At 70.8% G+C, this 25,840-nt stretch carries 25 protein-coding genes; 9 read left to right on the top strand and 16 right to left on the bottom strand.

From position 1 onward, the window contains the following. Nucleotides 1–50: 50 nt before the first annotated feature. Nucleotides 51–245 carry a hypothetical protein gene (locus ACZ39I_RS18550; protein WP_467245427.1) on the bottom strand — a complete coding sequence of 65 codons (195 nt, stop codon included), beginning with the start codon at nt 243–245 and terminating at the stop codon, nt 51–53. Between the two features lie 153 nt (nt 246–398). Here ACZ39I_RS18550 and ACZ39I_RS18545 point away from each other — a divergent pair, with 153 nt between their 5' ends. Further along, entirely contained in the window at nt 399–2,414 is a 2,016-nt protein-coding gene (locus ACZ39I_RS18545; protein ID WP_467245426.1) for an NPCBM/NEW2 domain-containing protein, read from the top strand. 90 nt (nt 2,415–2,504) lie between these two features. Here the strand turns inward: ACZ39I_RS18545 and ACZ39I_RS18540 are convergent, their stop codons facing one another. Next, complete coding sequence (locus ACZ39I_RS18540; protein WP_451477083.1) at nt 2,505–3,455, bottom strand: ROK family protein; 951 nt, start codon at nt 3,453–3,455, stop codon at nt 2,505–2,507. Nucleotides 3,456–3,650: 195 nt separating this feature from the next. Here ACZ39I_RS18540 and ACZ39I_RS18535 point away from each other — a divergent pair, with 195 nt between their 5' ends. Both ACZ39I_RS18535 and ACZ39I_RS18530 read left to right on the top strand, forming a co-directional pair. Further along, nucleotides 3,651–4,700, top strand: a complete 1,050-nt coding sequence (locus ACZ39I_RS18535) for a LacI family DNA-binding transcriptional regulator (RefSeq protein WP_467245698.1) — start codon at nt 3,651–3,653, stop codon at nt 4,698–4,700. A 7-nt stretch (nt 4,701–4,707) separates the two neighbouring features. Further along, entirely contained in the window at nt 4,708–5,508 is an 801-nt protein-coding gene (locus tag ACZ39I_RS18530; protein WP_467245425.1) for a hypothetical protein, read from the top strand. Here the strand turns inward: ACZ39I_RS18530 and ACZ39I_RS18525 are convergent. Both ACZ39I_RS18525 and ACZ39I_RS18520 read right to left on the bottom strand, forming a co-directional pair. Beyond that, nucleotides 5,454–7,463 carry a serine/threonine-protein kinase gene (locus ACZ39I_RS18525; protein ID WP_467245424.1) on the bottom strand — a complete coding sequence of 670 codons (2,010 nt, stop codon included), beginning with the start codon at nt 7,461–7,463 and terminating at the stop codon, nt 5,454–5,456. The two genes, ACZ39I_RS18530 and ACZ39I_RS18525, sit on opposite strands and share 55 nt — an antisense overlap. Nucleotides 7,464–7,570: 107 nt before the next feature. Continuing rightward, the gene (locus tag ACZ39I_RS18520) at nt 7,571–8,875 is read right to left on the bottom strand and encodes a DUF6986 family protein (RefSeq protein WP_467245423.1); all 1,305 of its coding nucleotides are present in this window, start codon (nt 8,873–8,875) and stop codon (nt 7,571–7,573) included. Nucleotides 8,876–9,095: 220 nt separating this feature from the next. Between ACZ39I_RS18520 and ACZ39I_RS18515 the strand changes: the two genes are divergently transcribed. Continuing rightward, nucleotides 9,096–9,959, top strand: a complete 864-nt coding sequence (locus tag ACZ39I_RS18515) for an endonuclease/exonuclease/phosphatase family protein (RefSeq protein WP_467245422.1) — start codon at nt 9,096–9,098, stop codon at nt 9,957–9,959. Between the two features lie 58 nt (nt 9,960–10,017). Here ACZ39I_RS18515 and ACZ39I_RS18510 read toward each other — a convergent pair whose 3' ends face one another. The 4 genes from ACZ39I_RS18510 to ACZ39I_RS18495 form a co-directional block, all read right to left on the bottom strand. Next, nucleotides 10,018–10,980, bottom strand: a complete 963-nt coding sequence (locus ACZ39I_RS18510; RefSeq protein WP_467245421.1) for an electron transfer flavoprotein subunit alpha/FixB family protein — start codon at nt 10,978–10,980, stop codon at nt 10,018–10,020. A gap of 73 nt (nt 10,981–11,053) precedes the next feature. After that, a complete protein-coding gene (locus tag ACZ39I_RS18505; RefSeq protein WP_393601218.1) occupies nt 11,054–11,842 on the bottom strand; it encodes an electron transfer flavoprotein subunit beta/FixA family protein in 789 nt (262 codons plus the stop codon). 227 nt (nt 11,843–12,069) lie between these two features. Further along, the gene (locus ACZ39I_RS18500) at nt 12,070–12,579 is read right to left on the bottom strand and encodes a flavin reductase family protein (RefSeq protein ID WP_467245420.1); all 510 of its coding nucleotides are present in this window, start codon (nt 12,577–12,579) and stop codon (nt 12,070–12,072) included. Nucleotides 12,580–12,787: 208 nt separating this feature from the next. Further along, nucleotides 12,788–13,201, bottom strand: a complete 414-nt coding sequence (locus tag ACZ39I_RS18495) for a TlpA family protein disulfide reductase (RefSeq protein WP_467245419.1) — start codon at nt 13,199–13,201, stop codon at nt 12,788–12,790. Between the two features lie 74 nt (nt 13,202–13,275). Between ACZ39I_RS18495 and ACZ39I_RS18490 the strand changes: the two genes are divergently transcribed. Together ACZ39I_RS18490 and ACZ39I_RS18485 are read left to right on the top strand one after the other, a co-directional pair. Beyond that, nucleotides 13,276–13,692 (top strand): DUF4395 domain-containing protein, encoded by a 417-nt coding sequence (locus ACZ39I_RS18490; RefSeq protein WP_467245418.1) that lies wholly within the window; start codon nt 13,276–13,278, stop codon nt 13,690–13,692. Between the two features lie 188 nt (nt 13,693–13,880). Then, on the top strand, nt 13,881–14,609 hold the full coding sequence (locus ACZ39I_RS18485) for a lysophospholipid acyltransferase family protein (RefSeq protein WP_352386544.1): 729 nt from the start codon (nt 13,881–13,883) through the stop codon (nt 14,607–14,609). Nucleotides 14,610–14,611: 2 nt separating this feature from the next. Here ACZ39I_RS18485 and ACZ39I_RS18480 read toward each other — a convergent pair whose 3' ends face one another. The 6 genes from ACZ39I_RS18480 to ACZ39I_RS18455 all read right to left on the bottom strand — a co-directional run bounded on the left by ACZ39I_RS18480 (nt 14,612) and on the right by ACZ39I_RS18455 (nt 19,739). Then, nucleotides 14,612–15,301, bottom strand: coding sequence for a B3/B4 domain-containing protein (locus ACZ39I_RS18480; protein WP_467245417.1), 690 nt, complete (start codon nt 15,299–15,301; stop codon nt 14,612–14,614). 8 nt (nt 15,302–15,309) lie between these two features. Next, entirely contained in the window at nt 15,310–15,882 is a 573-nt protein-coding gene (locus tag ACZ39I_RS18475; protein ID WP_467245416.1) for a transglutaminase domain-containing protein, read from the bottom strand. Nucleotides 15,883–15,943: 61 nt separating this feature from the next. Beyond that, nucleotides 15,944–16,399, bottom strand: a complete 456-nt coding sequence (locus tag ACZ39I_RS18470; protein ID WP_467245415.1) for a GNAT family N-acetyltransferase — start codon at nt 16,397–16,399, stop codon at nt 15,944–15,946. A gap of 87 nt (nt 16,400–16,486) precedes the next feature. After that, a complete protein-coding gene (locus ACZ39I_RS18465; protein ID WP_467245414.1) occupies nt 16,487–17,557 on the bottom strand; it encodes a threonine aldolase family protein in 1,071 nt (356 codons plus the stop codon). Further along, on the bottom strand, nt 17,554–18,300 hold the full coding sequence (locus tag ACZ39I_RS18460) for an SDR family NAD(P)-dependent oxidoreductase (RefSeq protein WP_467245697.1): 747 nt from the start codon (nt 18,298–18,300) through the stop codon (nt 17,554–17,556). The genes ACZ39I_RS18465 and ACZ39I_RS18460 overlap by 4 nt, the downstream gene beginning before the upstream one ends. A gap of 41 nt (nt 18,301–18,341) precedes the next feature. Further along, nucleotides 18,342–19,739, bottom strand: coding sequence for a DUF6421 family protein (locus ACZ39I_RS18455; protein ID WP_467245413.1), 1,398 nt, complete (start codon nt 19,737–19,739; stop codon nt 18,342–18,344). Between the two features lie 282 nt (nt 19,740–20,021). Here ACZ39I_RS18455 and ACZ39I_RS18450 point away from each other — a divergent pair, with 282 nt between their 5' ends. Further along, nucleotides 20,022–20,705, top strand: a complete 684-nt coding sequence (locus ACZ39I_RS18450; protein ID WP_352386552.1) for a glycerophosphodiester phosphodiesterase — start codon at nt 20,022–20,024, stop codon at nt 20,703–20,705. A gap of 15 nt (nt 20,706–20,720) precedes the next feature. On the opposite strand, the gene ACZ39I_RS18445 is transcribed toward ACZ39I_RS18450, so the two are convergent. Next, on the bottom strand, nt 20,721–21,257 hold the full coding sequence (locus tag ACZ39I_RS18445; RefSeq protein WP_467245412.1) for a GNAT family N-acetyltransferase: 537 nt from the start codon (nt 21,255–21,257) through the stop codon (nt 20,721–20,723). Nucleotides 21,258–21,328: 71 nt separating this feature from the next. Between ACZ39I_RS18445 and ACZ39I_RS18440 the strand changes: the two genes are divergently transcribed. Both ACZ39I_RS18440 and ACZ39I_RS18435 read left to right on the top strand, forming a co-directional pair. Beyond that, on the top strand, nt 21,329–21,721 hold the full coding sequence (locus ACZ39I_RS18440) for a VOC family protein (RefSeq protein WP_467245411.1): 393 nt from the start codon (nt 21,329–21,331) through the stop codon (nt 21,719–21,721). 97 nt (nt 21,722–21,818) lie between these two features. Beyond that, nucleotides 21,819–23,141 carry a diacylglycerol/lipid kinase family protein gene (locus ACZ39I_RS18435; protein ID WP_467245410.1) on the top strand — a complete coding sequence of 441 codons (1,323 nt, stop codon included), beginning with the start codon at nt 21,819–21,821 and terminating at the stop codon, nt 23,139–23,141. 38 nt (nt 23,142–23,179) lie between these two features. On the opposite strand, the gene ACZ39I_RS18430 is transcribed toward ACZ39I_RS18435, so the two are convergent. Further along, nucleotides 23,180–25,774: a cellulosome protein gene (locus tag ACZ39I_RS18430; protein WP_467245409.1), complete on the bottom strand. Its 2,595-nt coding sequence runs from the start codon at nt 25,772–25,774 to the stop codon at nt 23,180–23,182. Between the last annotated feature and the right edge of the window lie 66 nt (nt 25,775–25,840).

Genomic DNA, 25,840 nt, shown 5'->3' with positions numbered 1-25,840 from the left:
CGTGCCGAGAGCCCCGGTGCCGCGGTCCGTGCGGTCGCCCGCCGCCCTTGTCAGCCGCTCTGCCCGAGGGCGGTCCCGTCCAGGCCGTCCAGGCTCTCGTCGGCGACAGTGTGATCGAGACTACTGAGGCTCTTGTCGACGTCGAGGTGATCGAGTTCCTCGCCCAGGGCGTGCGAGGGGCTGACCGCCGCGACGACGAAGCCGGTGGCGAGGGAGGCGATGGCGAGCATGCTGCGCTTCTTCATGGCCTGATCAACGGCACCGGACGGAATGAGTCACGCTGCCGTACGCCGCGCCGCTCCCTTCCACCAGAGTCCAACACGTCCTAACGTAAACGCCCACAACATGACGCGTGCATGCCGTCATGACACCTTCCGCTGGTTCGGAGGAACGTAACGATGCGTCACCTTCACACCCGCACGACCCGCCGAAGGATGGTCACCGCACTCACGGTGCTGCTGTTCGCGGCGTCCGGGGCGGCCCCCGCCGTCGCGGCCGAGGAGGGCACGGGCTCCCCCGCCCTGGCCGACGGCCTCGCCCTCACCCCTCCCATGGGCTTCAACAACTGGAACTCCACCCACTGCCGGGCCGAGTTCAACGAGTCCATGGTCAAGGGGATCGCGGACATCTTCGTCGACAAGGGCCTCAAGGACGCCGGGTACCAGTACGTCAACCTCGACGACTGCTGGGCCCTGCCGGACCGGGACGCCGACGGCAAACTCGTCCCGGACCCGGCCCGCTTCCCGAACGGCATCGAGGCCGTCGCCGACTACGTGCACTCCAAGGGGCTCAAGCTCGGCATCTACACCAGCGCGGGCACGAAGACGTGCAGCAGCTCCGGTTTCCCGGGCGCGCTGGGCCACGAGTACAGCGACGCCCAGCAGTTCGCCGACTGGGGCGTCGACTACCTGAAGTACGACAACTGCAACAACCAGGGCGTGGACGCCAAGCTGCGCTACACGACCATGCGCGACGCCCTGAAGGCGACCGGCAGACCGATCGTCTACAGCATCTGCGAATGGGGCCAGAACAAGCCCTGGGAGTGGGCGGCGGACGTCGGCCACCTGTGGCGCACCACCGGCGACATCAGCGACACCTGGGGCTCGATGCTCTCGATCCTCAAGCAGAACCTGCCCCTGGCGCCCTACGCCGGCCCCGGGCACTGGAACGACCCCGACATGCTGGAGGTCGGCAACGGCGGCATGACGGCCACCGAGTACCGCTCGCACTTCTCGATGTGGTCGGTCATGGCCGCGCCCCTGCTCATCGGCAGCGACCTGCGCTCGGCCTCCGCGGAGACCTTCGAGATCCTCGGCAACAAGGAGGTCATCGCCGTCGACCAGGACCCGCTGGGCAAGCAGGGCAGCGTGGTCTCCTCCGGGGGCGGGCGCTGGGTCGTCGCCAAGGAGATGAAGGACGGCAGCCGTACGGTCGCCCTGTTCAACGAGTCGGGCAGCCCCCAGCGCATCGCCACGACCGCCACGGCCGTCGGCCTGCCCGCCGCCGACGCGTACACCCTGCGCGACCTGTGGCGACACCGGAGCTACAACACCGCGGGCACGATCTCGGCGACGGTCCCGGCGCACGGGACGGTTCTCGTACGGGTCTTCGCCGACCGCAGGTGGCACCAGCACCCGCCCGCCGTCGAACTCGGCCTGGACGGCGACACCTTGGTCCAGGCCGGCACGCCCGCCGCGCTGACGACGACGGTCACCGACCTGGGACGCACCCCGGCCACGCGGGTCTCCGTACGACTGTCCGGTCCCGAGGGCTGGGCCGTGCGGGCCACGTCACCGGCCTCCGCCGCCGTCCTGCCCACGGGCCGTTCGCTGCGCACGAAGTGGTCGGTCACCGCTCCGCCGGGGACGCCGACGGGGTCGTACGACCTGACGCTCAGGGCGAGTTACCGCTCACCGACCGGCGTCCGGGCCGACAGCACCCTGTCCTTCGCCGCGACCGTGGTGGTCCCGCCGCCCCCGGGCACTTCGGGGCTCGGTGATCTGCCCTGGCTGTCGGCCGCCAACGGCTACGGTCCCGTCGAACGCAACACCAGCAACGGGGAGAGCGCCGCGGGCGACGGTCATCCGATCACCATCGGCGGGGTGGTGTACGCCAAGGGGCTCGGGGTGCACGCGGAGAGCTCCGTCGAGTACTACACGGGCGCGGCCTGCGAGACGGTCACCGCGCAGGTCGGCGTGGACGACGAGAAGGGCGCGAACGGCACGGTCGCCTTCGAGGTGTGGGCGGACGGCACCAAGGTGGCGTCCACCGGCGTCCTGACCAATGCCATGCCGGCCCAGCCGCTCACCGCGGACGTCACCGGCGCCCGGCTGGTCCGGCTGGTCGTCACCGACGGCGGCGACGGTATCGACTCCGATCACGCCGACTGGGCCGACGCGCAGTTGAGCTGCTGAGCGGTGTCATACGCACTTGGCGGCCGGGTCCGGTCCGGGCCCGACCGCCAAGTGAACGTTTCTCCAACCGTGTCGGCCCGGGACCCGGGGTCAGACCACGGCGGCCGTGTCGGTCCGTTTCGCCAGCGCCGCCGCGGCCGCCCCGACCAATCCGGCGTCCGTGCCCATCTGCGCGGGCACGATCGTCAGGCGCTGGACGAAGGACAGGGTCGCGTAGTCGCTCAGCGCCTTGCGCAGCGGTTCGAACAGGACGTCGCCCGCCTTGCCGACCCCGCCGCCGATGACCGCGATGTCGATCTCCACGAGGGTCGCGGTGGCCGCGATGCCGGCGGCCAGTGCCTGGGCCGCCCGGGCGAACGAGGCCACGGCGACCGGATCGCCGCCCCGGGCCGCGTCGGCCACCGCGGCGGCGGAGGTGTCGCCGTCGGGGCCGGGCCGCCAGCCGTTCTCCAGCGCGCGCCGGGCGATGTTCGGGCCGCTGGCTATGCGTTCCACACAGCCGCGTGCGCCGCACGGGCACGGGTCACCGTCGAGATCGACACTGATGTGCCCGATGTGACCGGCGTTCCCGGTGGGTCCGGCGTGCAGTTGGCCGTTCAGCACCAGCCCGCCTCCCACCCCGGTCGACACGACCATGCACAGCGCGTTGTCGTGGCCGCGCGCGGCCCCCTGCCAGTGTTCCGCCGCCGTGATGGCCACACCGTCGCCGATCAGCTCGACGGGAAGCCCGCCGGCCGCCTCCCGGACCCTGCGGACCAGCGGATAGTCGCGCCAGCCGGGCACGTTCACCGGGCTCACGGTGCCGGTGGAGGCGTCCACCGGCCCCGCGCTGCCGATGCCGAGAGCGCCTGCGCGCCCCCACAGCGGCGAGTCGGTGAGCTCGCCGAGGGTCTCCTCGACGGCCCGCATCACGCTCTCGCCGTCCTCCTGCGCGGGCGTGGCCCGCTGTGCGCGCAGCAGGATCCGGCCGTGGCCGTCCACCAGCGCTCCGGCGATCTTGGTGCCGCCGATGTCGAGCGCAGCCACGAGGTCGGTGTGCATCAGTGTCAGTTCTCCCCGGTCAGCCTTGAGGGATGGACAGGCCGGTCTCGCGGTGGGGGTGCCGGCCGACAGATTGCGGTGGACAGTGTCTCCCGCATCTGACAACGTTGTCCAGGCTCTATGCTCGACGCCACATCCTCATACAAAATCATGGACCAGCGCATCCCCGTCGACGACAGGACAGGACGCCGTATCGTGCCCGACACCCACAGCCGAGCAGACCGCCTCGCCACGACCCGGTACGGCAACCGGCCGACCATGAAGGACGTGGCCGCGCGAGCCGGCGTCGGACTCAAGACGGTCTCGCGTGTGGTGAACGGCGAAGCGGGTGTCACAGCGGAGACGGAACACCGGGTCCGGGAGGCCATCGAGGCCCTCGGCTTCCGCCGCAACGACAGCGCGCGCGTGCTGCGCAAGGGCCGTACCGCCAGCATCGGCCTGGTCCTGGAAGACCTCGCCGACCCGTTCTACGGCCCGCTCAGCCGCGCGGTGGAGGAGATCGCCCGGGCCAACGGCGCCCTGCTCATCAACGGTTCCAGCGCCGAGGACCCGGAGCGCGAGCAGGAGCTGGTGCTGGCGCTGTGCGCCCGGCGGGTGGATGGCCTGGTGGTCATTCCGGCCGGTGACGACCACCGTTATCTGGAGCCGGAGCTCAAGGCGGGCGTCGCCACGGTGTTCGTGGACCGTCCGGCGGGCCGGATCGACGCCGACGTCGTCCTCTCCGACAACTTCGGCGGCGCCCGCGACGCCGTGGCCCACCTCATCGCCCACGGCCACCGGCGGATCGGCTTCATCGGCGACATGCCCCGCATCCACACGGCCGCCGAGCGGCTGCGCGGATACCGGGCCGCCATGGAGGACGCGGGTATCGAGGTGGCGGACGCCTGGACGTCGCTGGGCGTCACCGACCCGCAGCGGGTGCGCCGGGCCGCCGAGGGGATGCTCACCGGCCCCTCCCCCGTCACCGCGATCTTCACCGGCAACAACCGGGTGACGGTCACCGTGATCCGGGTCCTCGCCGAACACACCCGCCGGGTCGCCCTCGTCGGCTTCGACGACATCGAACTCGCCGATCTGCTGCAGCCGGGCGTCACGGTCGTCGCCCAGGACGCGGCGACGCTCGGGCGTACGGCTGCGGAGCGGCTGTTCCGCCAGCTGGACGGCACGCTGCTGACGCCGGAGCGGATCGAACTGCCGACCCGACTGATCACCCGGGGCTCGGGCGAGCTCCCGCCGGCGGACTGAGCGACCGATGGAGGACTTCACCCTTGAGGCACTCGGCCTGGCCGAGGCCCCCCGCGATCATCCGCTCCGCTATCCCGGCGCCTGGCCGCCGGACTCCGCGCTGCTCGACGGTGACCGGTTGGTTCCGCTCCCCCGCGACGGGAGGTGGCACGAGGAGCGCGCCCCCGTCCTCGCGGTCGGCTCCAACGCCAGTCCGGCACAACTGCGGCACAAGATGGCCGAGTTCGGGATCACCTCGCCGATCCCGATGGTGAAGGCACGGGTGACCGGCGTCGACGTGGGCGTCTCCGCGCACGTGAGCCGCATGGGATACGTGTCCGCGTCGCCCGTCGAAGCGCCGGACGCGGTGCGGGAGTTGTTCGTCCTGTGGCTGGACGCCGAGCAACTGGCGATCATCGACGCGAGCGAGGGGGTGCCCCTGGCGCACGGCAACTACGCGCGGGCCTGGCTGCCCGCGCCCGAGGTGCGCGTCGAGCTGTCCAGCGGCGTCACGCTGCCGGGCGTCCACGCGTACGTCAACCGCCACGGCGTCCTGCGCGACGGCACCGGCGTCCCGCGCACCCACCCCGGACAGCGGGAGCTGCTGACCGAGCTCCTCGTGGGGTCGGCCCGGTTGCGGGAGCTGTTCGGGGTCACCCCGGAGGAGTTCGTGGCACGGGCCCGCGCCGACCGGCAGCTGTGTGCGGCGGGCACCCGGTTGTTCGCCGACGAGAAGCGGTTCACGGAGTCCGGCCTGGAGCGGTACGTGACGGCTCAGCAGACCGGGAGTCCGGGCACCGGCTCGTCGTTGTTCCCGCCCTTGAGGTAGACGTCGCTGACGTAGACGCCGGTGTTGCCGCTGTCGTCGTCCGTCTTCGCCCACCACACGTTGGTCCACTGGCCGGACGTCTCGCGGCGGCCCAGGTTCGACTGGCAGAAGAAATAGTTGGTGCCCGCGTAGAGGACGCCGGCCTCGGCGCCGGAGGCGGTGTAGGACTTGGCGGTCTTCCAGACGGTGCAGTTGTACTTGCCGCCGCCGATGGCCGTGCAGGCCGGTGCCGGGGCCGGGGTGGCGGTGTCGTCGTCGCCGGTCGTACCGCCGTTCCCGGAGTCGCCGCCGCCGGCATCGTCGCCGGCCGAGCCGCCGCCCGAACGGTGCCCTGGGGAGGACGTGGAGGCACGGCTCGTGGGTTCGGCGTTGTCGTCCTCGCCCGGCGTCTTCTTCGCGCCCGGGGTCTTCTTGGCCTGCCCGTCCGTCAGCGCGGCGTTGCCTGCATGGTCGCCGTCGGTCCGCGCGGAGGCGGAGGCCGAGGCCGACTCACTCGTGCCGGAGGCGGTCGGCCGGGCGTCGGCCTCGGCCTTGCCCGAGTTGTTCATCCACGCGACGGCCGTGCCGGCCACCGCGAGAACGACCACGACGGCCGCGGCGGCGAGCAGGACGCGCCGGTTGCGACGGGGCGCGCGGGAGGGGTCCATGGGGCGCGTGTCGCGAAGGACGGGCGTCTCGTAGCTGTGCGCCAAAGGTGCCGGCGGTCCCGGAACAGGGCCCTGGGGTACCGCGGACGTCGCCGAACCAGGTGCCGGAGCACCGCCTTGGGAGGCGGGCCCGAAGCCCTGCTCCGGAGGGCCGGCCTGTCCCCCGGCATCGCCCTGAGCAGCGGACCCCACCCACCAAGGCGCCGGGGCCTCGGACTGGCCCGTGGCACCCACGGCAGGAGTCCCGGGCCCGGTCGGCTGGGCGACCGCCGGTCCCGGTGCCGCTGCGGGTTCCGCCGTTTCGTGCCGCCCGTCCGGCTCGGCCTCATTCGTCGCCGGCGATCCGGATCCCGGCGCCGCCGGGACGTCGGGTGCCGTCCCGGCCTGCCCCGCCGAGCCCGCCGTACTCCGCAAGGTCGTCGTGGCACTGTCCGCCCGGGCCTCGGCGCCGTCCGCCACCGCCTGCAGCAGCACGCGCGCCTCCTCGGCCCCCGGGCGGGCCTCGGGCCGCTTGTCCAGCAGCCGCTGCAGGACGGGGCCGAGGGGGCCGGCACGGTGGGACTCGGGGAGCGGTTCGCCGACGATCGCGGTGAGCGTGGAGAACGTCGACGTACGACGGAACGGCGAGGCCCCCTCGATCGCCGCGTACAGCGTGGCGCCCAGGCCCCACACGTCGGAGGCCGGTCCCGGATCGGCGCCCTGGGCGCGCTCGGGGGCCATGTAGTCCAGGGAACCGACGAGATGCCCGGTGCGGGTCAGGCTGGTGGCCGAGCCGTCGCCCGGGTCCTCCATGGTGGCGATGCCGAAGTCGGTGAGCAGGACACGCCCGGAGCGGTCGAGCAGGATGTTGCCGGGCTTGACGTCCCGGTGCAGTACGCCGACCGCGTGGGCGGCGGCCAGCGCGTCCATCACCTTGGCGCCGATCGAGGCCGTCTCACGCGGGTCGAGGGGGCCCCGGCTGCGCAGCACGGCGTCCAGGGACGGGCCGTCGACCAGCTCCATGACGATCAGGGGGCGCCCGTCGACCTCGGCCACGTCGTGCACCGCGACGACGCCGGGATGCCGGACCCGGGCGGCCGCTCGGGCCTCGCGCTGCATCCGCAGCCGCAAATCGGCGAGTTCGGGGCCGTCGGCGTCGGTGTAGGTGCGCAGTTCCTTGACGGCGACCTCGCGGCCGAGGACCTCGTCGACGGCCCGCCAGACCACGCCCATACCGCCGCGCCCGAGCTGGGCCACGACACGATAACGCCCGGCCAGGAGCCGACCTGCCTCGTCCTGGCCCTTTCCGTTGGTCTCCCCCGAAGACACCGCTGCCCCGTTTCTGTGACCCGTCAATCCGTGCGAGACAGCCTACGGGGCAGGAGTGACAACTCCAGCCGCTGGTTGCGTCTGTGACAGGGCCGCTACGTCTTCCCCTACTTCGTGGAGACCGTCAGATCACCGCGCCGGGGCGCCGCGTAGCCCTGCAGGTCGGCCCGGGTCAGGCCGGTCAGCCGCGCGACCTCGCCGATGTCGAGGGCGCCGCAGTCGAGACCGCGCAGCAGATAGCCGCTGAGCGCCTTGGCGGTGGCGGGCTCGTCCATGACGTCACCGCCGACCCGGCCCGCGTACCGGGCGAGCCGGCCGGCGGCCTGCTCGAAGCCCTCGCGGTAGAAGGCGAACACGGCCGCGTACCGGGTGGGGAGGTGGCCGGGGTGCATGTCCCAGCCCTGGTAATAGGCGCGGGCCAGGGCGCGGCGCGTGAGGCCGTAGTGCAGCCGCCAGGCGTCGTGGACCTTCGCGGTCGGTCCGACCGGCAGGACGTTGGTGGAGCCGTCCGAGACGCGTACGCCGGTGCCCGCGGCCGCGACCTGCATGACCGCCTTGGCGTGGTCGGCGGCGGGGTGGTCACTGGCCTGGTGGGCGGCGGAGACGCCGAGGCAGGCGCTGTAGTCGAAGGTGCCGTAGTGCAGTCCGGTGGCGCGGCCCTCGGCGGCCTGGATCATCCGGGCGACCGTGGCGGTGCCGTCGGTGGCGAGGATGGACTGGCTGGTCTCGATCTGGATCTCGAAGCCGATTCGGCCGCGGTCCAGGCCGTGCGCCTTCTCGAAGGCCTCCAGGAGCCGGGCGAACGCGCTGACCTGCTCGGCGTACGTCACCTTCGGCAGCGTGAGCACCAGCCCCTCGGGCAGGCCACCCGCCGCCATCAGGCCGGTGAGGAAGACGTCGAGAGTGCGGATGCCCCGGTCCCGGACGGCCGCCTCCATGCACTTCATGCGGATGCCCATGTACGGCGCCGCCGTGCCGTTCTCGTACGCCTCGGCGATCAGCCGTGCCGCGCGGGCCGCCGTCTCGTCCTCCTCGGCGTCCGGGCGCGGGCCGTAGCCGTCCTCGAAGTCGACGCGCAGGTCCTCGATCGGCTCGCGCTCCAGCTTGGCGCGCACGCGCGCGTGGACAGGCTCGGCGAGTTCCTCGGACAGCCCGAGGACGGCGGCGAGGGAGGCGGCGTCCGGGGCGTGTTCGTCGAGGGCTGCGAGGGCCTTGTTGCCCCAGGAGCGGACGGTGTCGGCGGTGAAGGCGTCAGCGGGGACGTAGACGGTGTGCACGGGCTGGCGGGTGCCGGGGTCTCCGGGGTAGCGGCGCTCCAGTTCGGCGTCGACCGGCGCGAGGGAGGCGCTGATCTCCTCGCTGACGGCACCCGCGAGGCTCGTCGCCACCTGCTCCTGCTGGCCCTGACCCATCCCACAGCCTCCTATTTTCCGCGATACGGAATCAACAATCCGTAGAACGAAGTTATCCGCGAAGCTTCCCGACGGTCAACACCCCGTCCACAGCATGAGCCACCCGGTTCATTCAAGGTGCCGAGAACCTCTACGCCCTCTACCGCACTCCGGTTCGAACATTCATCCTGTCCCGTCGGGAGGGAACAACATGTCGGACACCCACAGAATGACGCGTCGCATGGGCCTCAGAACCGTCCTGGCCGCCGCCGTCACCGTGCCGCTGATGGGCACGCTGCCGGCCTCCGCCGCCAGGCCGTACCACCGCCGACTCGATGTCATGACGTTCAATCTGCGCTTCGCCAGCACCTCCGAACCCAACAGCTGGGCCGCCCGCCGCCCGGTGATGCGCCGCCTGCTCCGCCAGGAGGCCCCCACCCTGATGGGCACCCAGGAAGGCCTCTACCAGCAACTGCTCGACATCCACGCCGACCTCGGAGCGCACTACGACTGGATCGGCACCGGCCGCGAGGGCGGCAGCCACGACGAGTCCACGGCGGTCTTCTACGACACCCGGCGCCTGGCCCCCGTCGAGCACGACACGTACTGGCTCTCCGACACGCCCAGGGTCATCGGCTCGAACACCTGGGGCGCCGCACTCCCCCGGATCGTCACGTGGGTCCGCTTTCGCGACCGGGCCGCCGGCGGACGGGAGTTCCACGTCCTCAACACCCATTTCGACCATGTCGGCCAGTACGCGCGCGAGCGGTCCGCGCAGTTCCTCGCCGAGAAGATCGCCGCGTTCGACCCGGCCCTGCCGGTCGTCGTGACCGGCGACTTCAACGCCGCGGCCCACGACAACCAGGCGTACGACACCCTGCTCGCCACGGGACTGGTCGACACCTGGGACGCGGCCGCCGAACGCAGCGCCCTGTACGCCACCTTCCACGGTTACCGACCCCTCGTCCCCGACGGCGACCGCATCGACTGGATCCTCGCCACGCCCGGCACGACCGTGCACCGGGCCGCCGTCAACACCTATGCGAGGAACGGGCAGTTCCCGAGCGACCACCTGCCGGTGCAGGCCACACTCACCCCGGGATGAGCCGAGGCCCCCGTGACCGCCGACGCGGTCGCGGGGGCCTCGTACGCCCGGAGCGGGATCAGCCCTTGCGGGTCTTGACCTCCTCGGTGAGGGCGGGGACGACGTCGAAGAGGTCGCCGACTACGCCGTAGTCGACGAGGTCGAAGATCGGGGCCTCGGCGTCCTTGTTGATCGCCACGATCGTCTTCGAGGTCTGCATGCCCGCGCGGTGCTGGATCGCGCCGGAGATGCCGTTGGCGATGTACAGCTGCGGCGAGACGGACTTGCCGGTCTGGCCGACCTGGTTGGTGTGCGGGTACCAGCCCGCGTCCACCGCGGCACGCGAGGCGCCGACGGCCGCGCCGAGGGAGTCGGCGAGCGCCTCGATGATCGCGAAGTTCTCGGCGCCGTTGACGCCACGGCCACCGGAGACCACGATCGCGGCCTCGGTCAGCTCCGGACGCCCGGTCGACTCACGCGGGGTACGGCCGGTGACCTTGGTGCCGGTCGCCTGGGCGGAGAAGGTCACGCTCAGCTCCGAGACCTCGCCGGCGGCCGGGGCGGCCTCCACGGCGGCGGAGTTGGGCTTGACGGTGATGACCGGGGTGCCCTTGGCGACACGGGACTTGGTGGTGAAGGAGGCGGCGAACACCGACTGGGTGGCCACCGGACCCTCGTCGCCGGCCTCCAGGTCGACGGCGTCGGTGATGATGCCGGAGCCGATGCGCAGCGCCAGACGGGCGGCGACCTCCTTGGCGTCGGCGGAGGACGGCACCAGCACGGCGGCCGGGGAGACGGCCTCCACGGCGGCCTGGAGGGCGTCGACCTTGGGTACGACCAGGTAGTCGGCGTACTCGGCGGCGTCGTGGGTGAGGACCTTGACGGCGCCGTGCTCGGCGAGGGTGGCGGCGGTGTCGGCGGCACCGGCACCGAGCGCGACGGCGACCGGCTCGCCGATGCGGCGGGCCAGGGTCAGCAGCTCCAGGGTGGGCTTGCGGACGGCGCCGTCCACGTGGTCGACGTAGACGAGAACTTCAGCCATGGGAATGCTCTCCTGCGGATTGCGAAGGCTTAAGGGGCGGTAAGGGGGGTGAGCCTCAGCGGGCCAGTGACCCTCAGATGAACTTCTGGCTCGCGAGGAACTCGGCGAGCTGCTTGCCGCCCTCGCCCTCGTCCTTGACGATCGTGCCGGCCGTGCGGGCCGGACGCTCCGCGGCGGAGTCGACCGTGGTGTAGGAGCCCTCCAGGCCGACCTGACCGGCTTCCAGGTCCAGGTCGGACAGGTCCCAGGACTCCACCGGCTTCTTCTTGGCCGCCATGATGCCCTTGAAGGAGGGGTAACGCGCCTCGCCCGACTGGTCGGTGACGGAGACGACGGCCGGGAGGGAGGCCTCCAGCTGCTCCGAGGCGGCGTCGCCGTCGCGGCGGCCCTTGACGGTGCCGTCCTCGACGGAGACCTCGGAGAGCAGGGTGACCTGCGGGACACCCAGGCGCTCGGCCAGCAGGGCCGGGACGACACCCATGGTGCCGTCGGTGGAGGCCAGGCCGGAGATCACCAGGTCGTAGCCGGCCTTCTCGATGGCCTTGGCCAGCACCAGGGAGGTGCCGATGACGTCGGTGCCGTGCAGGTCGTCGTCCTCGACGTGGATGGCCTTGTCGGCACCCATGGACAGCGCCTTGCGCAGCGCGTCCTTGGCGTCCTCGGGGCCGACGGTCAGGACCGTGACCTCGACGTCGTCGTCGGAGTTCTCCGAGATCTGCAGCGCCTGCTCGACCGCGTACTCATCCAGCTCGGAGAGCAGACCGTCCACGTCGTCACGGTCGACGGTCAGGTCATCGGCGAAGTGCCGGTCGCCGGTGGCGTCGGGCACGTACTTCACAGTGACAACGATCCTCAAGCTCACGCCGGCTCTCCTACTGCATCGTCATTTCTCGGCTGCCTCTTGCAGGCAGCATAGGCGCCCCAAGCGGCCGATCCCGGTCGGGGCGGGCTCTGCTCCGACCGCAATATTACTCACCAGTACATCCAGTTCCTGCCCGCTAAGCAAGCGCTTTGAACTGTGACCTTCGCAACGCAGCGTAATCGGAACTCGACGGCCCCGCACACCGGCGGTCGGCGTCGACGAGCCGATCAGTCGCGCAGGCTGTTGAACCGGCCCTGGTGATAGAGCAGCGGCCGGCCGGCGCCCGCCGGGTCGCCGAGCCGCACCTCGGCCAGCACGATGCGGTGATCACCGGCAGGCACGCATGCGTGCACCCGGCACACCAGCCAGGCGAGCACGCCGTCGAGGACGGGGACGCCCTCGGGCCCCTCGCGCCAGACGGTGGGGGCACCGAAGCGGTCGGCGCCGCTGCGGGCGAAGGTGGCGGCCAGCTCCTCCTGGTGCTCGCCGAGTATGTGCACGCCGATGTGTTCGGCCCGGGATATCGCGGGCCAGCTGGAGGCGGTGGTGCCGATCCCGAAGGACAGCATGGGGGGTTCGGCGGAGACCGAGGCGAGGGAGGTGGCGGTGAAGCCGACCGGGCCGGCGTCACCGCTCGCGGTGATCACGGCGACTCCGGCCGCGTGCCGCCGGAAGACGGAGCGCAGGAGGTCGGGAGAGGCGAGGCGAGGACTGCCGAGGTCGGGCGTGGCCGTCATGCGGTGTTCCTTCTACGAGGAGTGTCGAGCTGGACCGTGGCTGCTCAACAGGCCGGACAGCGCGCGCTCGCGGTGCGGGCGAGGTCGACGTGGACCCGCCCGAACAGAAGGAGTTCCGTAGGCATACGGTCAGGCTGACGATAGGTGTGGTGCACAGTCAAGTGGGTCCCGGCATATGGGAGATGCCTCACCGCGGGCGCGTGGGGCGTCACACCGCCTCTCCGATCGCCGCGATGACGTCCGCCTTGCGCGGCTGGCCGGTGGCACGCCGTACGACCCTGCCGTCGGCGTCGAGGACCAGCACGGTCGGCGTCTTGAGGATGTCCAGTTCACGGACCAGGTCGAGGTTCTTCTCGGCGTCGATCTCGACGTGGGCCACGCCCGGAACCATGTCGGCGACCTCACCCAGCACCCGCCGGGTCGCCCGGCAGGGCGCGCAGAAGGCGCTGGAGAACTGCACGAGCGTGGCACGCTCGCCGAGGTCCTCCCCCAGCTCGGCCGCACCGATCCTCTTGCCGTCGTCGCGCCCGCGCACCCGCACTCTCCCGCTCCGCCGCCGTTGCAGCACCCCATAGGCGCTCGCCGCCGCGAGCACCACCACGCACACCACCAGTCCGGTCATCTACGCGTAAGCATTCACGAGACTGCAAAGATTCCCGTCTCCTCACAGTCTTTCCGTTGCGGAATGCTTGATTCATGGACATTGATGCAAGGGGGCCGCGTTTCGGCGCGGCCGTGACGACGGTCGTGCTGGCGGCCGTTCTGATCACGGGCAACGTCTGGCTGCTGGCCTGGCAGACGCTGGCGTTCGCGCTGGGCGCGGCGGGCGGGGTGGGCCGCTCGCCGTACGGCTGGCTGTTCCGCACAGTCGTACGGCCGCGGATCGGGCCGCCGACCGAGTTCGAGGCCCCGGAGCCGCCGCGGTTCGCGCAGGCCGTTGGCCTCGCCTTCGCGGCCCTCGGACTCGTGGGATACGGGCTCGGGCCGGAGTGGCTCGGGCTCGCCGCCACCGGCGCGGCGCTCGCCGCGGCCTTCCTCAACGCCACGTTCGGGTACTGCCTGGGATGCGAGATGTACCTGCTCGTGCGGCGGGTGACGGTACGCGCGGAGTAAAGGTGACTTAAAACGCCGAGGTGGATCACCGGACGGACGTGACGAGAATCTCGCGCCGAGCGGGCACCAGGGCTGGCTCCCCGTCCGTTCTTGGGGCACGATCTGCGAGATGCCGTAAACCTACGGCTGCGTAACTTACCGCCGGGATCTCCCTTCCCGGGCAGAGCAGGAAAGGGCCCATCCCGCCCATGGCAGAGCTTGTCTACCGTCCCGTCATCGGATTCGCGCAGGCCTTGTTCAAGGCTTGGGATCTCAAGATCGACCTCAAGGGTTCGGAGAACATCCCGCGCTCGGGCGGTGCCGTGCTGGTGAGCAACCACATCAGCTACCTGGACTTCGTCTTCAACGGCCTGGCAGCTCTCCCGCAGAAGCGTCTTGTGCGGTTCATGGCGAAGGAGTCCGTCTTCCGCCACAAGGTCTCGGGTCCGCTGATGCGCGGGATGAAGCACATCCCGGTCGACCGCGAGCAGGGCGAGACGGCCTACGCCCACGCCCTGGAGTCGCTGCGGTCGGGCGAGATCGTCGGTGTCTTCCCGGAAGCGACGATCTCGCAGTCCTTCACGCTGAAGAGCTTCAAGTCGGGTGCGGCGCGGATGGCTCAGGAGGCGGGTGTCCCCCTGATCCCGATGGCCCTCTGGGGCACGCAGCGGCTGTGGACCAAGGGGCACCCCCGCAACTTCAAGCGCAGCCACATCCCGGTCACGATCCGGGTCGGGGAAGCGATCGAGGCGTCCCGGGACAAGTACGCGGGGGCGATCACCCGACAGGTGCGGGAGCGGGTCAACGAGTTGCTGGAAGCCGCCCAGCGCGCCTACCCGGTGCGCCCCAAGGGGCCGGACGACACGTGGTGGATGCCGGCGCATCTCGGGGGTACGGCGCCCACGCCCGAGCAGGTCCGCGAGGCCGAGGCCCGCTAGCGTTACCGAACGGCCGTCGTGATCCGCGCTCCCGGACTGAACTTCTCCAGCAGCTCGGCCAGTTCGGCGGCCGCCTTCTCCACGTCCGCCACCGGCATCGGCGCGAGGCTCTCCAGCAGGAAGATCCCCGAGACCGTCTCCTCGGTGAGCCTGGTGCGAGGGCCCTGCCGCCAGTTCCAGCGGCGGCAGGTCACGCCTGCGTCGTCGCGCCATACGACCTCACCCGCGTCGGGATGCTCGACGACCTCCTCGCCACCGGCCACCGTCACGAAGCCCTCGTCGCCGGTGGCCCTGACGAGGCGCATCCCGCCCCGGACGTGGTCGAGGTCCTCGCCGCCGACGGGGATGAGGTGCGCGACGCTGATCGCGTTGTAGAGGTCGACCAGGAGGTTGATGCGGGGCAGGCCCGTGTCCGACAGGGCCCTCTTCGCGAGCGCCTCCGCCGAGTTGCGGGTGCGTGAGGGCTTCGAGCCGAACGCCGTGTACACCTCCCGCCAGGCCGCCATGTGCGGGTCCTCGTGCGGGGCGCGCCCGTCCAGCCGTACGGCGAGACGGCGGGCCGCGTCGTCGAGCAGCGCGGAACTGGCGTCGGTGGTGGGCCCGTTGACGAGTCCGTGGGCCTCGATGGCGAGGTGCGTGAAGCCGGGCGCGAGAGCGCGCACCTCGTCGGACACGGTCAGGGAGAGGGTCATCGGGTGCCTCAGAGTGCGGTGGGGAGCGTTTTCCAGAGGTACGGCCGGTCGGGGGCGGCCTTGAGGACGCTCAGGACGGCCGGGTGCGGTTCAGCGTACAGCACCGGGTAGTCCATCTCGTTGGACTCCGGATCGGGCGTGAAGGCCAGCCGCTCGCCATCCAGGGAGAACTGGGCGTCCACACCGGGCTTGTTGCCCCGGGGATCCTGGCGGTGCCAGGCGCCGTTGAACCGCACAGCGACCAGGCCGTGCACCACGTCGAGCTTCTGATAGCAGAGCGCGGTCGGGATGTCCTCGGCACGCAGCAGGGCGGCCAGCGCGTGGGCCTTGGCGTAACAGATGCCGGTGCCCTGCTCCAGGACGTCGGAGGCCCGCCAGGTGACGCGGAGGTCGCCGGAGTCCTGGGAGTGCGGGATCGCATCGCGGACGAACTCGAAGGCGAGCCGCGCATAGGCATACGAGTCGTCTGCCTCCCTGGCAAGCCGTGCGGCCGTCTCCCTGATGACCGGGTGGTCATGGTCGATGGCGTCATCGGCTGCCAAGTACGCGGAAAGGTCGGGGGTGTTCTGGATCAGCTCCATGCCCGCAGAGCATAGGAAGACGATCACCCGGTAGTCAATTATTTTACGCAACTCCGTATATTTATGCGGCATAGCAGTGGATGGTCACCACCTGGGACGCGTTCCATCGCTGTTCGACCGTGGCGAGCCTCGTCCAGCCCAGTCGTTCGTACAGGGCCGCGGCGGCGGTGTCGGACGCGAGGACGTCGAGCACCGGGTGCAGGCCGCGGTGCCGCGCTTCCGCCACCGCCCCGTCCATCAGCAGGGCGCCGATCCCGTGCCCTCTTGCCTGCGGGGCGACGAACAACCGGCCGATCACAGCGGCCTGTTCCCTGTCCGTGCCGTTGCGCTCGCTCCACAGGACGGGGGCCACGTCGCCTTCGCCGGCGCGGGACAGGCTGACGTGGCCCACCACCCGGCCGTCCAGCTCGGCGACCCAGCTGCCCAGCGCAGAGGCCTGCGACAGCCAATCGCCGGGCCGGACGGGCCAGTTCAGCGGATAACCGTCGCGGCGGTGGACCTCTGCCAGGGCCCGCACGCATGCTTCGACGTCGTCATCGATCCTCGCCCGGACCCGGGGTTCTGTCCTGTTCGCACCGGCATGCAAGCACAGGCGGTCTCCGGCCTAGCGGGCCATCTCCTCCTTGAGAGCCGCCACAAAAGCGTCCACGTCGTCCTCCGTGGTGTCGAAGGCGCACATCCAGCGGACCACGCCCGCGGCCTCGTCCCAGAAGTAGAAACGGAAGCGCTTCTGGAGGCGCTCGCTCACGTCGTGCGGGAGCTTGGCGAAGACGCCGTTGGCCTGGACCGGGTAGAGGATCTCGACACCGTGGACGGTACGGACGCCCTCGGCCAGGCGCTGGGCCATCTCGTTGGAGTGGCGGGCATTGCGCAGCCACAGGTCCTTGGCGAGCAGGGCCTCCAACTGCACCGACACGAAACGCATCTTGGAGGCGAGCTGCATGGACAGCTTGCGCAGGTGCTTCATGTGGGAGACCGCGTCCTGGTTGATCACCACGACCGCCTCGCCGAACAGCGCGCCGTTCTTCGTCCCGCCGAGCGAGAGGATGTCGACGCCGACCGCGTTGGTGAACGTCCGCATCGGGACGTCCAGGGAAGCGGCCGCGTTGGCTATGCGCGAGCCGTCCAGGTGGACCTTCATGCCGTGCGCGTGGGCGTGCTCGCAGATCGCGCGGATCTCGTCGGGCGTGTAGAGGGTGCCGAGTTCCGTGGACTGGGTGATCGAGACGACCTGAGGCATCGCGCGGTGCTCGTCGTCCCAGCCGTAGGCCTGCTGGTCGATCAGCTCGGGGGTGAGCTTCCCGTCGGGGGTGGGGACGGTGAGCAGCTTGAGGCCGCCCATCCGCTCCGGGGCGCCGCCCTCGTCCACGTTGATGTGCGCGCTCTCGGCGCAGATCACCGCGCCCCAGCGGTCGGTGACCGCCTGGAGCGCGACGACGTTGGCGCCGGTGCCGTTGAAGACGGGGAACGCCTCGGCCGTGGCCCCGAAGTGGCTGCGGACGATCCGCTGGAGGTTCTCGGTGTAGTCGTCCTCGCCGTACGCGACCTGGTGCCCGCCGTTGGCGAGGGCCAGGGCGGCGAGCACCTCCGGGTGGGCCCCGGCGTAGTTGTCGCTGGCGAAGCCGCGGACCTCGGGGTCGTGATGGCGACGAGCGTCGGTCTTCGGAGGGTTCACGGCTTCTCGGTCAGCCACAGACGGTTTCCGTTCACTTCGGCGGCGGGCTTGTCCCAGACACCGGCGATGGCCTCGGCCAGGTCCTTGACGTCGGTGAAGCCCGCGAACTTCGCGTTGGGCCGATCGGCGCGCATGGCCTCGTGCACCAGTGCCTTGACCACCAGGATCGTAGCCGCGGACGTCGGCCCGTCGGCGCCCCCGGCCTTGCGGAAGGCGTCGGCGAGAGCGAGCGTCCAGGCCTCGGCGGCGGCCTTGGCGGCGGCGTACGCGGCGTTGCCCGCGCTGGGCTTCGTGGCTCCGGCGGCGCTGATCAGCACGTACCGGCCGCGCTCGCTGCGCTGGAGGGCCTCGAAGAAGGCGAGCGAGGTGTGCTGCACGGTCTTGATGAGCAGCAGCTCCAGGAAGTCCCAGTCGTCCAGGCTGGTCTTGATGAACGCCTCGCTGCCCCGCCAGCCGCCGACGAGGTGGACCACGCCGTCGACCCGGCCGAAGTCCTTCTCGACGCGCAGCGCCCAGTCCCGGGTCGAGTTCAGGTCGAGCAGGTCGACGGGCTCACCGATGACGGAAGCGCCGCCTGCCCCGTAGCGGGCCGCGTCGACGGCCTCCGCCAGACGCTCCGGGTCGTTGTCCGCGCCGACGACGGTCGCGCCGGCCTCCGCGAGCCTGAGCAGCGTCGCCCGGCCCGCGGGCCCGCCCGCACCAGCCACCGCGATCACCGCACCGCTGAGAGCCCCGTTCCCCATGTTCTTCGCCTCCTGAGCAGTGTTCTCGGTACGCGGCTCGCTCACGCGGCGATCCGCTCGGCGCTGTCCGCCGTGATGCCCCTGGTGGAGGCGATCACGTGCTTCAGCTTCTTGGACAGAGCCTCATAGAACATGCTCAGCGGAAACTCGTCCGGAAGCACGTCGTCGACGAGTTTGCGGGGCGGCAGCGACAGGTCGAGGGCGTCGGGACCCTTGGCCCACTTGGAGCCCGGGTGCGGGGCGAGGTAGGTGGAGACGAGCTCGTAGCCGGCGAACCAGTGGACGAGCTTCGGGCGGTCGATGCCGTCGCGGTAGAGCTGCTCGATGTCCGCGCACAGCTGGTTGGTGACCTGGGGGGCGCGCTGCCAGTCGATGAACAGCTTGTTGTCGGTCCAGCGGACGACGTCGTGCTTGTGCAGGTAGGCGAAGAGGAGCTGGCCGCCGAGGCCGTCGTAGTTGCGGATCCGTTCGCCCGTGACCGGGAAGCGGAACATGCGGTCGAAGAGGACCGCGTACTGCACGTCACGGGCCTGCGGGACGCCGTCGGCCTCCAGCTTCACGGCCTCCTTGAAGGCGGTGAGGTCGCAGCGCAGCTCTTCGAGGCCGTACATCCAGAACGGCTGGCGCTGCTTGATCATGAAGGGGTCGAAGGGCAGGTCGCCGTGGCTGTGGGTGCGGTCGTGGACCATGTCCCACAGCACGAAGGCCTCCTCGCAGCGCTTCTGGTCGTGGACCATGGCGGCGATGTCCTCGGGCAGCTCCAGGCCCAGGATGTCGACGGCCGCGTCGGTGACCCGGCGGAAGCGGGCGGCCTCGCGGTCGCAGAAGATCCCGCCCCAGGAGAAACGTTCCGGCGCCTCGCGCACGGCGATCGTCTCGGGGAAGAGAACGGCCGAGTTGGTGTCGTAACCGGCCGTGAAGTCCTCGAACTTGATGCCGCAGAACAGCGGGTTGTCGTAGCGGGTGCGCTCCAGCTCGGCCAGCCACTCGGGCCAGACCATGCGCAGCACGACCGCTTCGAGATTGCGGTCCGGGTTGCCGTTCTGCGTGTACATGGGGAAGACGACCAGGTGCTGGAGGCCGTCCGCGCGGTTCGCGGCGGGCTGGAATGCCAGCAGGGAGTCGAGGAAGTCGGGCACCTCGAAGCCGCCCTCGGACCAGCGCTGGAGGTCCTTGGCGAGGGCCGCGTGGTAGTCGGCGTCGTGCGGCAGCAGCGTCGAGAGCTCCTGCACGGCCTCGACGACACGCCGTACGGCGGCCTCGGCGTCGGCGCGCGCGGGGGCGCCCTCGGCCTCGAAGTCGATCGCCCCGTCCTTGGACTGCCATGGCCGGATCCGCTCCACGGCATCCTTGAGCACAGGCCATGCCGGGTGCTCCACCACCCTGCTCACGGGAGGAACCCGGTCCCCCGACGCCGCCTGTTCAAGAATTTCCGTCATGTCCCATCCTCCACGGGAGAAGCTCTCGTACGGAGACCGTATATGTACGAGCTTCCGTCCAGCAAGAGCAGTCACGGGAAGTTATCCCGCCTGGGCCCATGGTCACAGAACTTTTTCCTGTCATGGCCCATGAACACCGCCATTCCGGGTAAGCGAGATCACTTCCCCGCACCTCACCACGTTCCCTCGCGTACGTACGGGTCCATCACACGGCGTAGCCATTAGGCTGCGGCTCTGCACCGAGCCGCCACCGAGCCGCCGTCGACGGAAGCGAGTTGAACCTTGAACTTCCTTACCATCGGTCATCGCGGAGTCATGGGTACCGAACCCGAGAACACCCTCCGTTCCTTCGTCGCCGCCCAGCAGGCCGGCCTCGACGTCATCGAACTCGATCTGCATCTGAGCAAGGACGGCGCCCTCGTCGTCATGCACGACACCGACGTGGACCGCACGACCGACGGAACCGGCCCGATCGCCGAGAAGACTCTCACCGAACTGCGCGCCCTGGACGCGGGCCGCGGAGAACGTGTCCCGGTGTTCGAGGAGGTCCTGGACGCCGTACGGTCGCCGCTCCAGGCCGAGATCAAGGACATCGCGGCGGCCCGCGCGCTGGCCGAGGTGATGCTCCGGCGGGACCTGGTCTCCCGGGTCGAGGTGTCCTCGTTCCACGACGAGGCGATCACCGAGATCGGCCGCCTGGTGCCCGGGGTACGGACCGCGCTGATCGGCAGTCGGTTCGGCCCCGACATCGTGGAGCGCGCCGTCGAGGCCGGGGCGGGGACGGTCTGCCTGAACATCCGCCGGCTGACCCTGGAGGTCGTGGAAGCGGCCCGCAAGGCGGACCTGAAGATCATCGGCTGGGTGGTGAACACCCAGGACCATCTGAAGCTGGTGCGGGCCCTGGAGCTGGACGGCGCGACGACCGACTATCCGCAGATCAAGCGCACCGGCCGCTTCACCGCGTGAGGCGGGGCAGGAACGTCACACGAGCGGCTTGACCAGCAGCTCGAACTGCAGATCGTCACGCTGCGGAACGCCGAAGCGCTCGTCGCCGTACGGGAAGGGGGTCATCTCTCCCGTACGGCGGTAGCCGCGCCGCTCGTACCAGGCGATGAGGTCGTCACGCACGGAGATCACGGTCATGTGCATCTCCGTGACGCCCCAGGTCTCCCGGGCGGTCCGCTCCGCCTCCGCGATGATCACCTTGCCGAGGCCGCCGCCCTGGAGCGTGGGGCTGACCGCGAACATCCCGAAGTACGCGTAGGTGCCCCGGTGTTCGAGCTGGCAGCAGGCGACGACCTGGCCGTCCCGCTCCACCGTCAGCAGCCGGCTGTCGGGCGACTTGATGACCTGGAGCACACCCTCCGGGTCCGTCCGCTGCCCCTCCAGGAGGTCCGCCTCGGTGGTCCACCCGGCCCGGCTGTCGTCCCCGCGGTACGCCGCCTCGACCAGCGAGACCAGCGTGTCCACATCGGCGTCGGTGGCGTCACGGAAGGTGAGGCCGGCGGTGGTCTCCATGGGGCGCGTCTCCACTTCAGGGGCACGATTCGGGCACGGTCGAGACTAGCGCCCCGGATAGGCTCGCCCCCATGGTGCACGTACTGAGCGGCCGCGTCCTGCTGCGGCCCACGGATCCGGAACGTTCCCGAGTCTTCTACGGCGACCAGCTGGGCCTCGCGGTGTACCGCGAGTTCGGTACGGGGCCGGAGCGGGGCACCGTCTACTTCCTCGGCGGCGGGTTCCTGGAGCTGTCGGGACGCTCCGAGGCCCCGCCGGCCGCGGACGTCCGGCTGTGGCTCCAGGTCCCGGACGTGACCGCGGCGCACGGGGAACTGCTGGCCAAGGGTGTCGAGATCGTACGGCCGCCGGTGAAGGAGCCGTGGGGGCTGGTCGAGATGTGGGTCGCGGACCCGGACGGCACCCCGATCGTGCTGGTGGAGGTACCGGCGGACCATCCCGTCCGGTACCGGCCGGGCATCTGAACCCCGCACCACACACGCACGATCCCGGTCGTTCCGACGACTTGGATATGCTCCGCCGACCGCCGTGGCCCGAGGGCGCCGAGCAGTGGAGGAGCACATGAGCGTGGACCTGAACGCCGCGGCCTGGCGCAGTCAGCGATGGGCTGCCCGGACCTCCCTGGCGGCAGCCGCCCTCGCGGTGCTGCTCCCGCTCGGGTACGGCGGTCTCGGCGGCGTTCTGCTGCTGGCCGCCGGGCTCGCGGGCGCGGCCGGCACGGCGGCGGCGGTGTGGTGGACGCTGACCCGGCGCGGACCGGAGCGCTGGCTGGCCGCGGGACTCGCGGTCGTCACCCCCGCCCTCGTCCTGGTCCTCTTCGTGGTCACCCTGGGATGGGTGCTCGTGCTGTCGCCGGTGCTGTGGAGCGTGGCCGTGTGGAGCGGGCGGTACGCGCTGCGCAGCACCGGCACCCGCCCCAAGCGCATGAAGGAACACCGGGCGCGGTCCGTGCGGCAGCCCGTCCTGATCATGAACCCCCGCTCCGGGGGCGGGAAGGTCGAGCAGTTCCGGCTGCGGGAGAGGGCCGAATACCTGGGCGCACGGGTCGTGCTGCTCGATCCGGAGGGGTACCAGGACGTGACCGCGCTGGCGCGGGCGGCCGTGGCGGAGGGTGCGGACCTGCTCGGGGTCGCGGGCGGCGACGGCACCCAGGCGCTGGTCGCCGCTGTCGCCGCGGAACACGACCTGCCGTTCCTCGTCGTCTGCGCCGGTACCCGCAACCACTTCGCGATGGACCTCGGCCTCGACCGCACCGACCCCGCGACCTGCCTCGACGCACTCACCGACGGTGTCGAGCTCCGGGTGGACCTCGGCTTCGTGGCGGACCATCCGTTCGTCAACAACGCCTCCTTCGGCGCGTACGCGGCGGTCGTCCAGAGTCCCGCCTACCGCGACGACAAGATCGGCACCACTCTGGAGCTCCTGCCCGATCTGCTCACCCGTCAGCGCGGCCCGCATCTGACCGCGCGGATCGAGGCCACCACGATCGACGGCCCGCAAGCCCTGCTGGTGAGCAACAACGCCTACCGCACCGGTGACCCCGTGGGCCTCGGCCGCCGCGAGCGGCTCGACTCCGGGCTGCTCGGCATCCTGGGCGTCAGGGTGGACAGTGCGGCCGAGGCCGCTGCGCTGTTGCTCGATCCCGCCCCGGAGGGTCTGGCGGTCCTGTCCGCGCGGGAGGTGGTCGTCGACGCCGACCATCCGGAGATCGAGGTCGGCGTCGACGGCGAGGCCCTGGTCCTGCCGACCCCGGTGCACTGCCGCCTCGCACCCGGGGCACTGCGCGTCCGCGTCCCGCGGAAACGGCCCGGGGTACCGACGGCACAACCCCGCCTGAACTGGCGCCGGTTACGCAAGCTGGCGGCGCCCGCCGGGCGGGCCTGAGCCTTCAGCGGCCCGCGCTCCCGGACCGTCGCCGGCGGTCAGGCAGGTGCCTCCTCCGGGGCGAGCGGCGTCACCGTGACCTGGTCGATGACGGGGGCGTAGGCGGAGCGCTGGCCGAACTCGTTCCTGGTGTCGCCGGCGAAGTCGGGGAGCTCGTCGGCGGTGAAGGTGAGCGTGTTGAGCCCCGGGCGCAGGGTGACGGGTACGGACAGGTTCCAGAAGTTGTTGAAGTGGAAGGTGGTGGGGAACAGGACGCGGTGGGCAGGGGCGCCGTTGACGGAGACGTCGGCATGGCGGCAGACCGGGTCCGGGTTGTAGTGGGTGGAAGGGGGCTGCTCACCGTTGGAGTAGCGGATCGTCAGCGCGTGGCGTCCGGCACGGTCCGCCGTGACCGTCAGGGTGAGCGCGTTCGCGGGCCCGGCACCGACCCCGTCGACCGCCTTGCCGCCCGTGGCGTACGGGTATCCGGTGACCCTCGCCGCGCCGGTCAGGAGGCCCTCCTCGGCGGCGTACGCGGTGGTGGGCAGGAGGCCGCGGGAGGGGGCGACCCGCAGCCGGTCGACGATCAGCCGGTCCGAGGTCCCGGTGACCGTGACTTTGTTGACGCCCCCGGCCAGGAAGAGGGGTACGGCACCGCGCTCGACGCGCCCGGTCTCCTCGCCGTTGACGCTCAACAGGCCCTCCCCGGGCCCGAGCACGTCGACGGTCACGGAGGCCTCGCCGTCGTCGGCCGCGTACACCCAGAAGGTGACGGTGCCGCCCCCCGGGAGCACGGCCACTCCGGGTCCCGAGGCGCCGCAGTGGGCGTGGCTGACCCGGGCCCCGCCGCCGAGGTCCGCGAACTCGGCGTCGTACAGGGCGGTTTCGTCCTTCTCCCGCAGCACGACGTCCAGCTTGTCGATGACCGCGTCGCCCTTGGTGACCCCGAGGTCGCGGTCCTGGGCGGCGAGGGTGATCCGGTGGCGGCCCTCGGTGAGTTCCACCCGGGTGTCGGTGTGGCCCCACACCGCCCACTTGTAGCCGAGCGGCAGCCGCAGCTCGCGCGGCTCCTCGCCGTCCACGCGCAGGAAGACGTTGGTGGGACCCTGTTCTCGCACCAGTTCGGCGAGGTTGTGCGAGCCGGCGAACACCACGAGGTCATAGGTCCCGTCCTGGGGGACCTCGACGTCGAAGGCGAGCACACCGTCGGAGCCGGTGCGCAGTCCGCCCACGTGGTAGCCGCCGGACGTGGCGAACCGGTCGACGGCGGACGGGGATCCCTCGGGCCCGTTCTTCGAGTAACCGCCGCCCGTGTAGCTCGCGTCCTCGGCCTCGTAGGTCCGCCTCCAGCGCACCACGGGCGGCAGGGACACGGCTCCGTTGCCACCGGGCGAAAGGATCACCTGGTAGGCGGACATCTCGTCGAGGTCGCCCAGAGCCAACGTCACCTCGCCCTGGCGAACCGGCATTTCCTCATCCAACAGCCTCAACGGCTGCATGCTGGACCCCACTTGGCCCGTCCAGGGAATCTCCACCAGACGCGCGTGGACCACGGTGCCGAACACCTCCGCGTCCACGCCCTCGAACACGATGTCCACCGCGCCGCCCGCACCCCCGAACACCGCCCTGGCCTGGCGCTTCTCCCGGTCGAGGGTGGCGACGCCCTGCAGGGTGTACTGCGCGTCGGGGTGCGGGGCGAGGACCCGGACGGTATTCCCGGTCAGCTGTCCGTAGGCGTTGTACAGCCACCACTGGCCGTTCGCCTTGTTCGCCTCCACCGCCGAGTCGTTGAGATTGCCGGCGATGTTCCAGTACGCCAGGTCGGCGTCGACCTTCGACTCCTCGATCGCGGCGATCCACTGGATCATCTGGCCGGGGACGGAGACGTGGTAGTTGTGCGCGTACTCGTTGATGTTGACGGGCAGCGGACCGATGCCCAACTCCCGCTCCAGTTCCCGGTACTCGGCTATGTTGGTGCGGACCTCGGCGGGCGAGGACAGCTCGTGCCAGGTGACGATGTCGGGCAGCACGTCGTGTGACTTCGCGAACTCCAGGAAGTCCCTGACCTCGGGGTACAGGATGCAGGTGTTGGGTCCGGCCACCCGGGCGTCCGGGTCGAGTTCCTTGATGAGGCGGTAGGCGGCTTCCCAGGCGGCGAAGTAGTGGTCCGGCCGGGTCCGCCAGGAGACCCGGTCGTAGCTCCACTCCCCCTCGCCGAACATGTTGCCCTCGGGCTCGTTGAACGGCACGTACACGACATGGGACCTCAACTCCCCCAGAGTCAGGACCTGTTCGACCTGACGGCGGATCACGTCCAGGTGCCCGGCGAGCCGCTCCTCACCTGTGGCACCCGGCCACTCGTAAGGAAACCCCCGGTAGAAGTCGGGCAGATAGACGTAGACGTCCTTGCCGCCCGCCGCGACGAACGGCGGCAGGATCTCCAGGGCGTCGCCGCCGGGATGCTGGGTACCGTCCTGGGCCTTCGTCGTCACCGTGCGCGGGTACATGCCCTCGACCACCGTGCGGCTGGGCACGCCGTCGCCGTAGAGGCCGTAGAGCGTGCCGCTCGCTCCCCCGTGGAAGGGGCCGGTCTCGGTGCCGAGGTCGATGGTGAGCTTCTCGGGGGCGGGGCCTTCGGCTGCCACGGCATCCATCCTTCGTTCGACATTCCGTACGACAGTCGATGATCCGCACCGACTGGTCGAACGTAGGAAGCGCGG

The organism is Streptomyces sp. NPDC024687, from assembly GCF_055559055.1.
This window is presented reverse-complemented; position numbering and strand designations above follow the sequence as displayed.

What these genes read in the sequence shown, in the direction of transcription:
- ACZ39I_RS18485 (WP_352386544.1), top strand. Translation starts at nt 13,881, where the DNA reads ATGGCAGAGCTTGTCTACCGTCCCGTCATCGGATTCGCGCAGGCCTTG.
- ACZ39I_RS18545 (WP_467245426.1), top strand. Translation starts at nt 399, where the DNA reads ATGCGTCACCTTCACACCCGCACGACCCGCCGAAGGATGGTCACCGCA.
- ACZ39I_RS18440 (WP_467245411.1), top strand. Translation starts at nt 21,329, where the DNA reads ATGGTGCACGTACTGAGCGGCCGCGTCCTGCTGCGGCCCACGGATCCG.
- ACZ39I_RS18445 (WP_467245412.1), bottom strand. Translation starts at nt 21,257, where the DNA reads ATGGAGACCACCGCCGGCCTCACCTTCCGTGACGCCACCGACGCCGAT.
- ACZ39I_RS18490 (WP_467245418.1), top strand. Translation starts at nt 13,276, where the DNA reads ATGGACATTGATGCAAGGGGGCCGCGTTTCGGCGCGGCCGTGACGACG.
- ACZ39I_RS18540 (WP_451477083.1), bottom strand. Translation starts at nt 3,455, where the DNA reads ATGCACACCGACCTCGTGGCTGCGCTCGACATCGGCGGCACCAAGATC.
- ACZ39I_RS18515 (WP_467245422.1), top strand. Translation starts at nt 9,096, where the DNA reads ATGGGCCTCAGAACCGTCCTGGCCGCCGCCGTCACCGTGCCGCTGATG.
- ACZ39I_RS18530 (WP_467245425.1), top strand. Translation starts at nt 4,708, where the DNA reads ATGGAGGACTTCACCCTTGAGGCACTCGGCCTGGCCGAGGCCCCCCGC.
- ACZ39I_RS18510 (WP_467245421.1), bottom strand. Translation starts at nt 10,980, where the DNA reads ATGGCTGAAGTTCTCGTCTACGTCGACCACGTGGACGGCGCCGTCCGC.
- ACZ39I_RS18460 (WP_467245697.1), bottom strand. Translation starts at nt 18,300, where the DNA reads ATGGGGAACGGGGCTCTCAGCGGTGCGGTGATCGCGGTGGCTGGTGCG.
- ACZ39I_RS18435 (WP_467245410.1), top strand. Translation starts at nt 21,819, where the DNA reads ATGAGCGTGGACCTGAACGCCGCGGCCTGGCGCAGTCAGCGATGGGCT.
- ACZ39I_RS18430 (WP_467245409.1), bottom strand. Translation starts at nt 25,774, where the DNA reads ATGGATGCCGTGGCAGCCGAAGGCCCCGCCCCCGAGAAGCTCACCATC.
- ACZ39I_RS18455 (WP_467245413.1), bottom strand. Translation starts at nt 19,739, where the DNA reads ATGACGGAAATTCTTGAACAGGCGGCGTCGGGGGACCGGGTTCCTCCC.
- ACZ39I_RS18550 (WP_467245427.1), bottom strand. Translation starts at nt 245, where the DNA reads ATGAAGAAGCGCAGCATGCTCGCCATCGCCTCCCTCGCCACCGGCTTC.
- ACZ39I_RS18495 (WP_467245419.1), bottom strand. Translation starts at nt 13,201, where the DNA reads ATGACCGGACTGGTGGTGTGCGTGGTGGTGCTCGCGGCGGCGAGCGCC.
- ACZ39I_RS18480 (WP_467245417.1), bottom strand. Translation starts at nt 15,301, where the DNA reads ATGACCCTCTCCCTGACCGTGTCCGACGAGGTGCGCGCTCTCGCGCCC.
- ACZ39I_RS18475 (WP_467245416.1), bottom strand. Translation starts at nt 15,882, where the DNA reads ATGGAGCTGATCCAGAACACCCCCGACCTTTCCGCGTACTTGGCAGCC.
- ACZ39I_RS18500 (WP_467245420.1), bottom strand. Translation starts at nt 12,579, where the DNA reads ATGACGGCCACGCCCGACCTCGGCAGTCCTCGCCTCGCCTCTCCCGAC.
- ACZ39I_RS18520 (WP_467245423.1), bottom strand. Translation starts at nt 8,875, where the DNA reads ATGGGTCAGGGCCAGCAGGAGCAGGTGGCGACGAGCCTCGCGGGTGCC.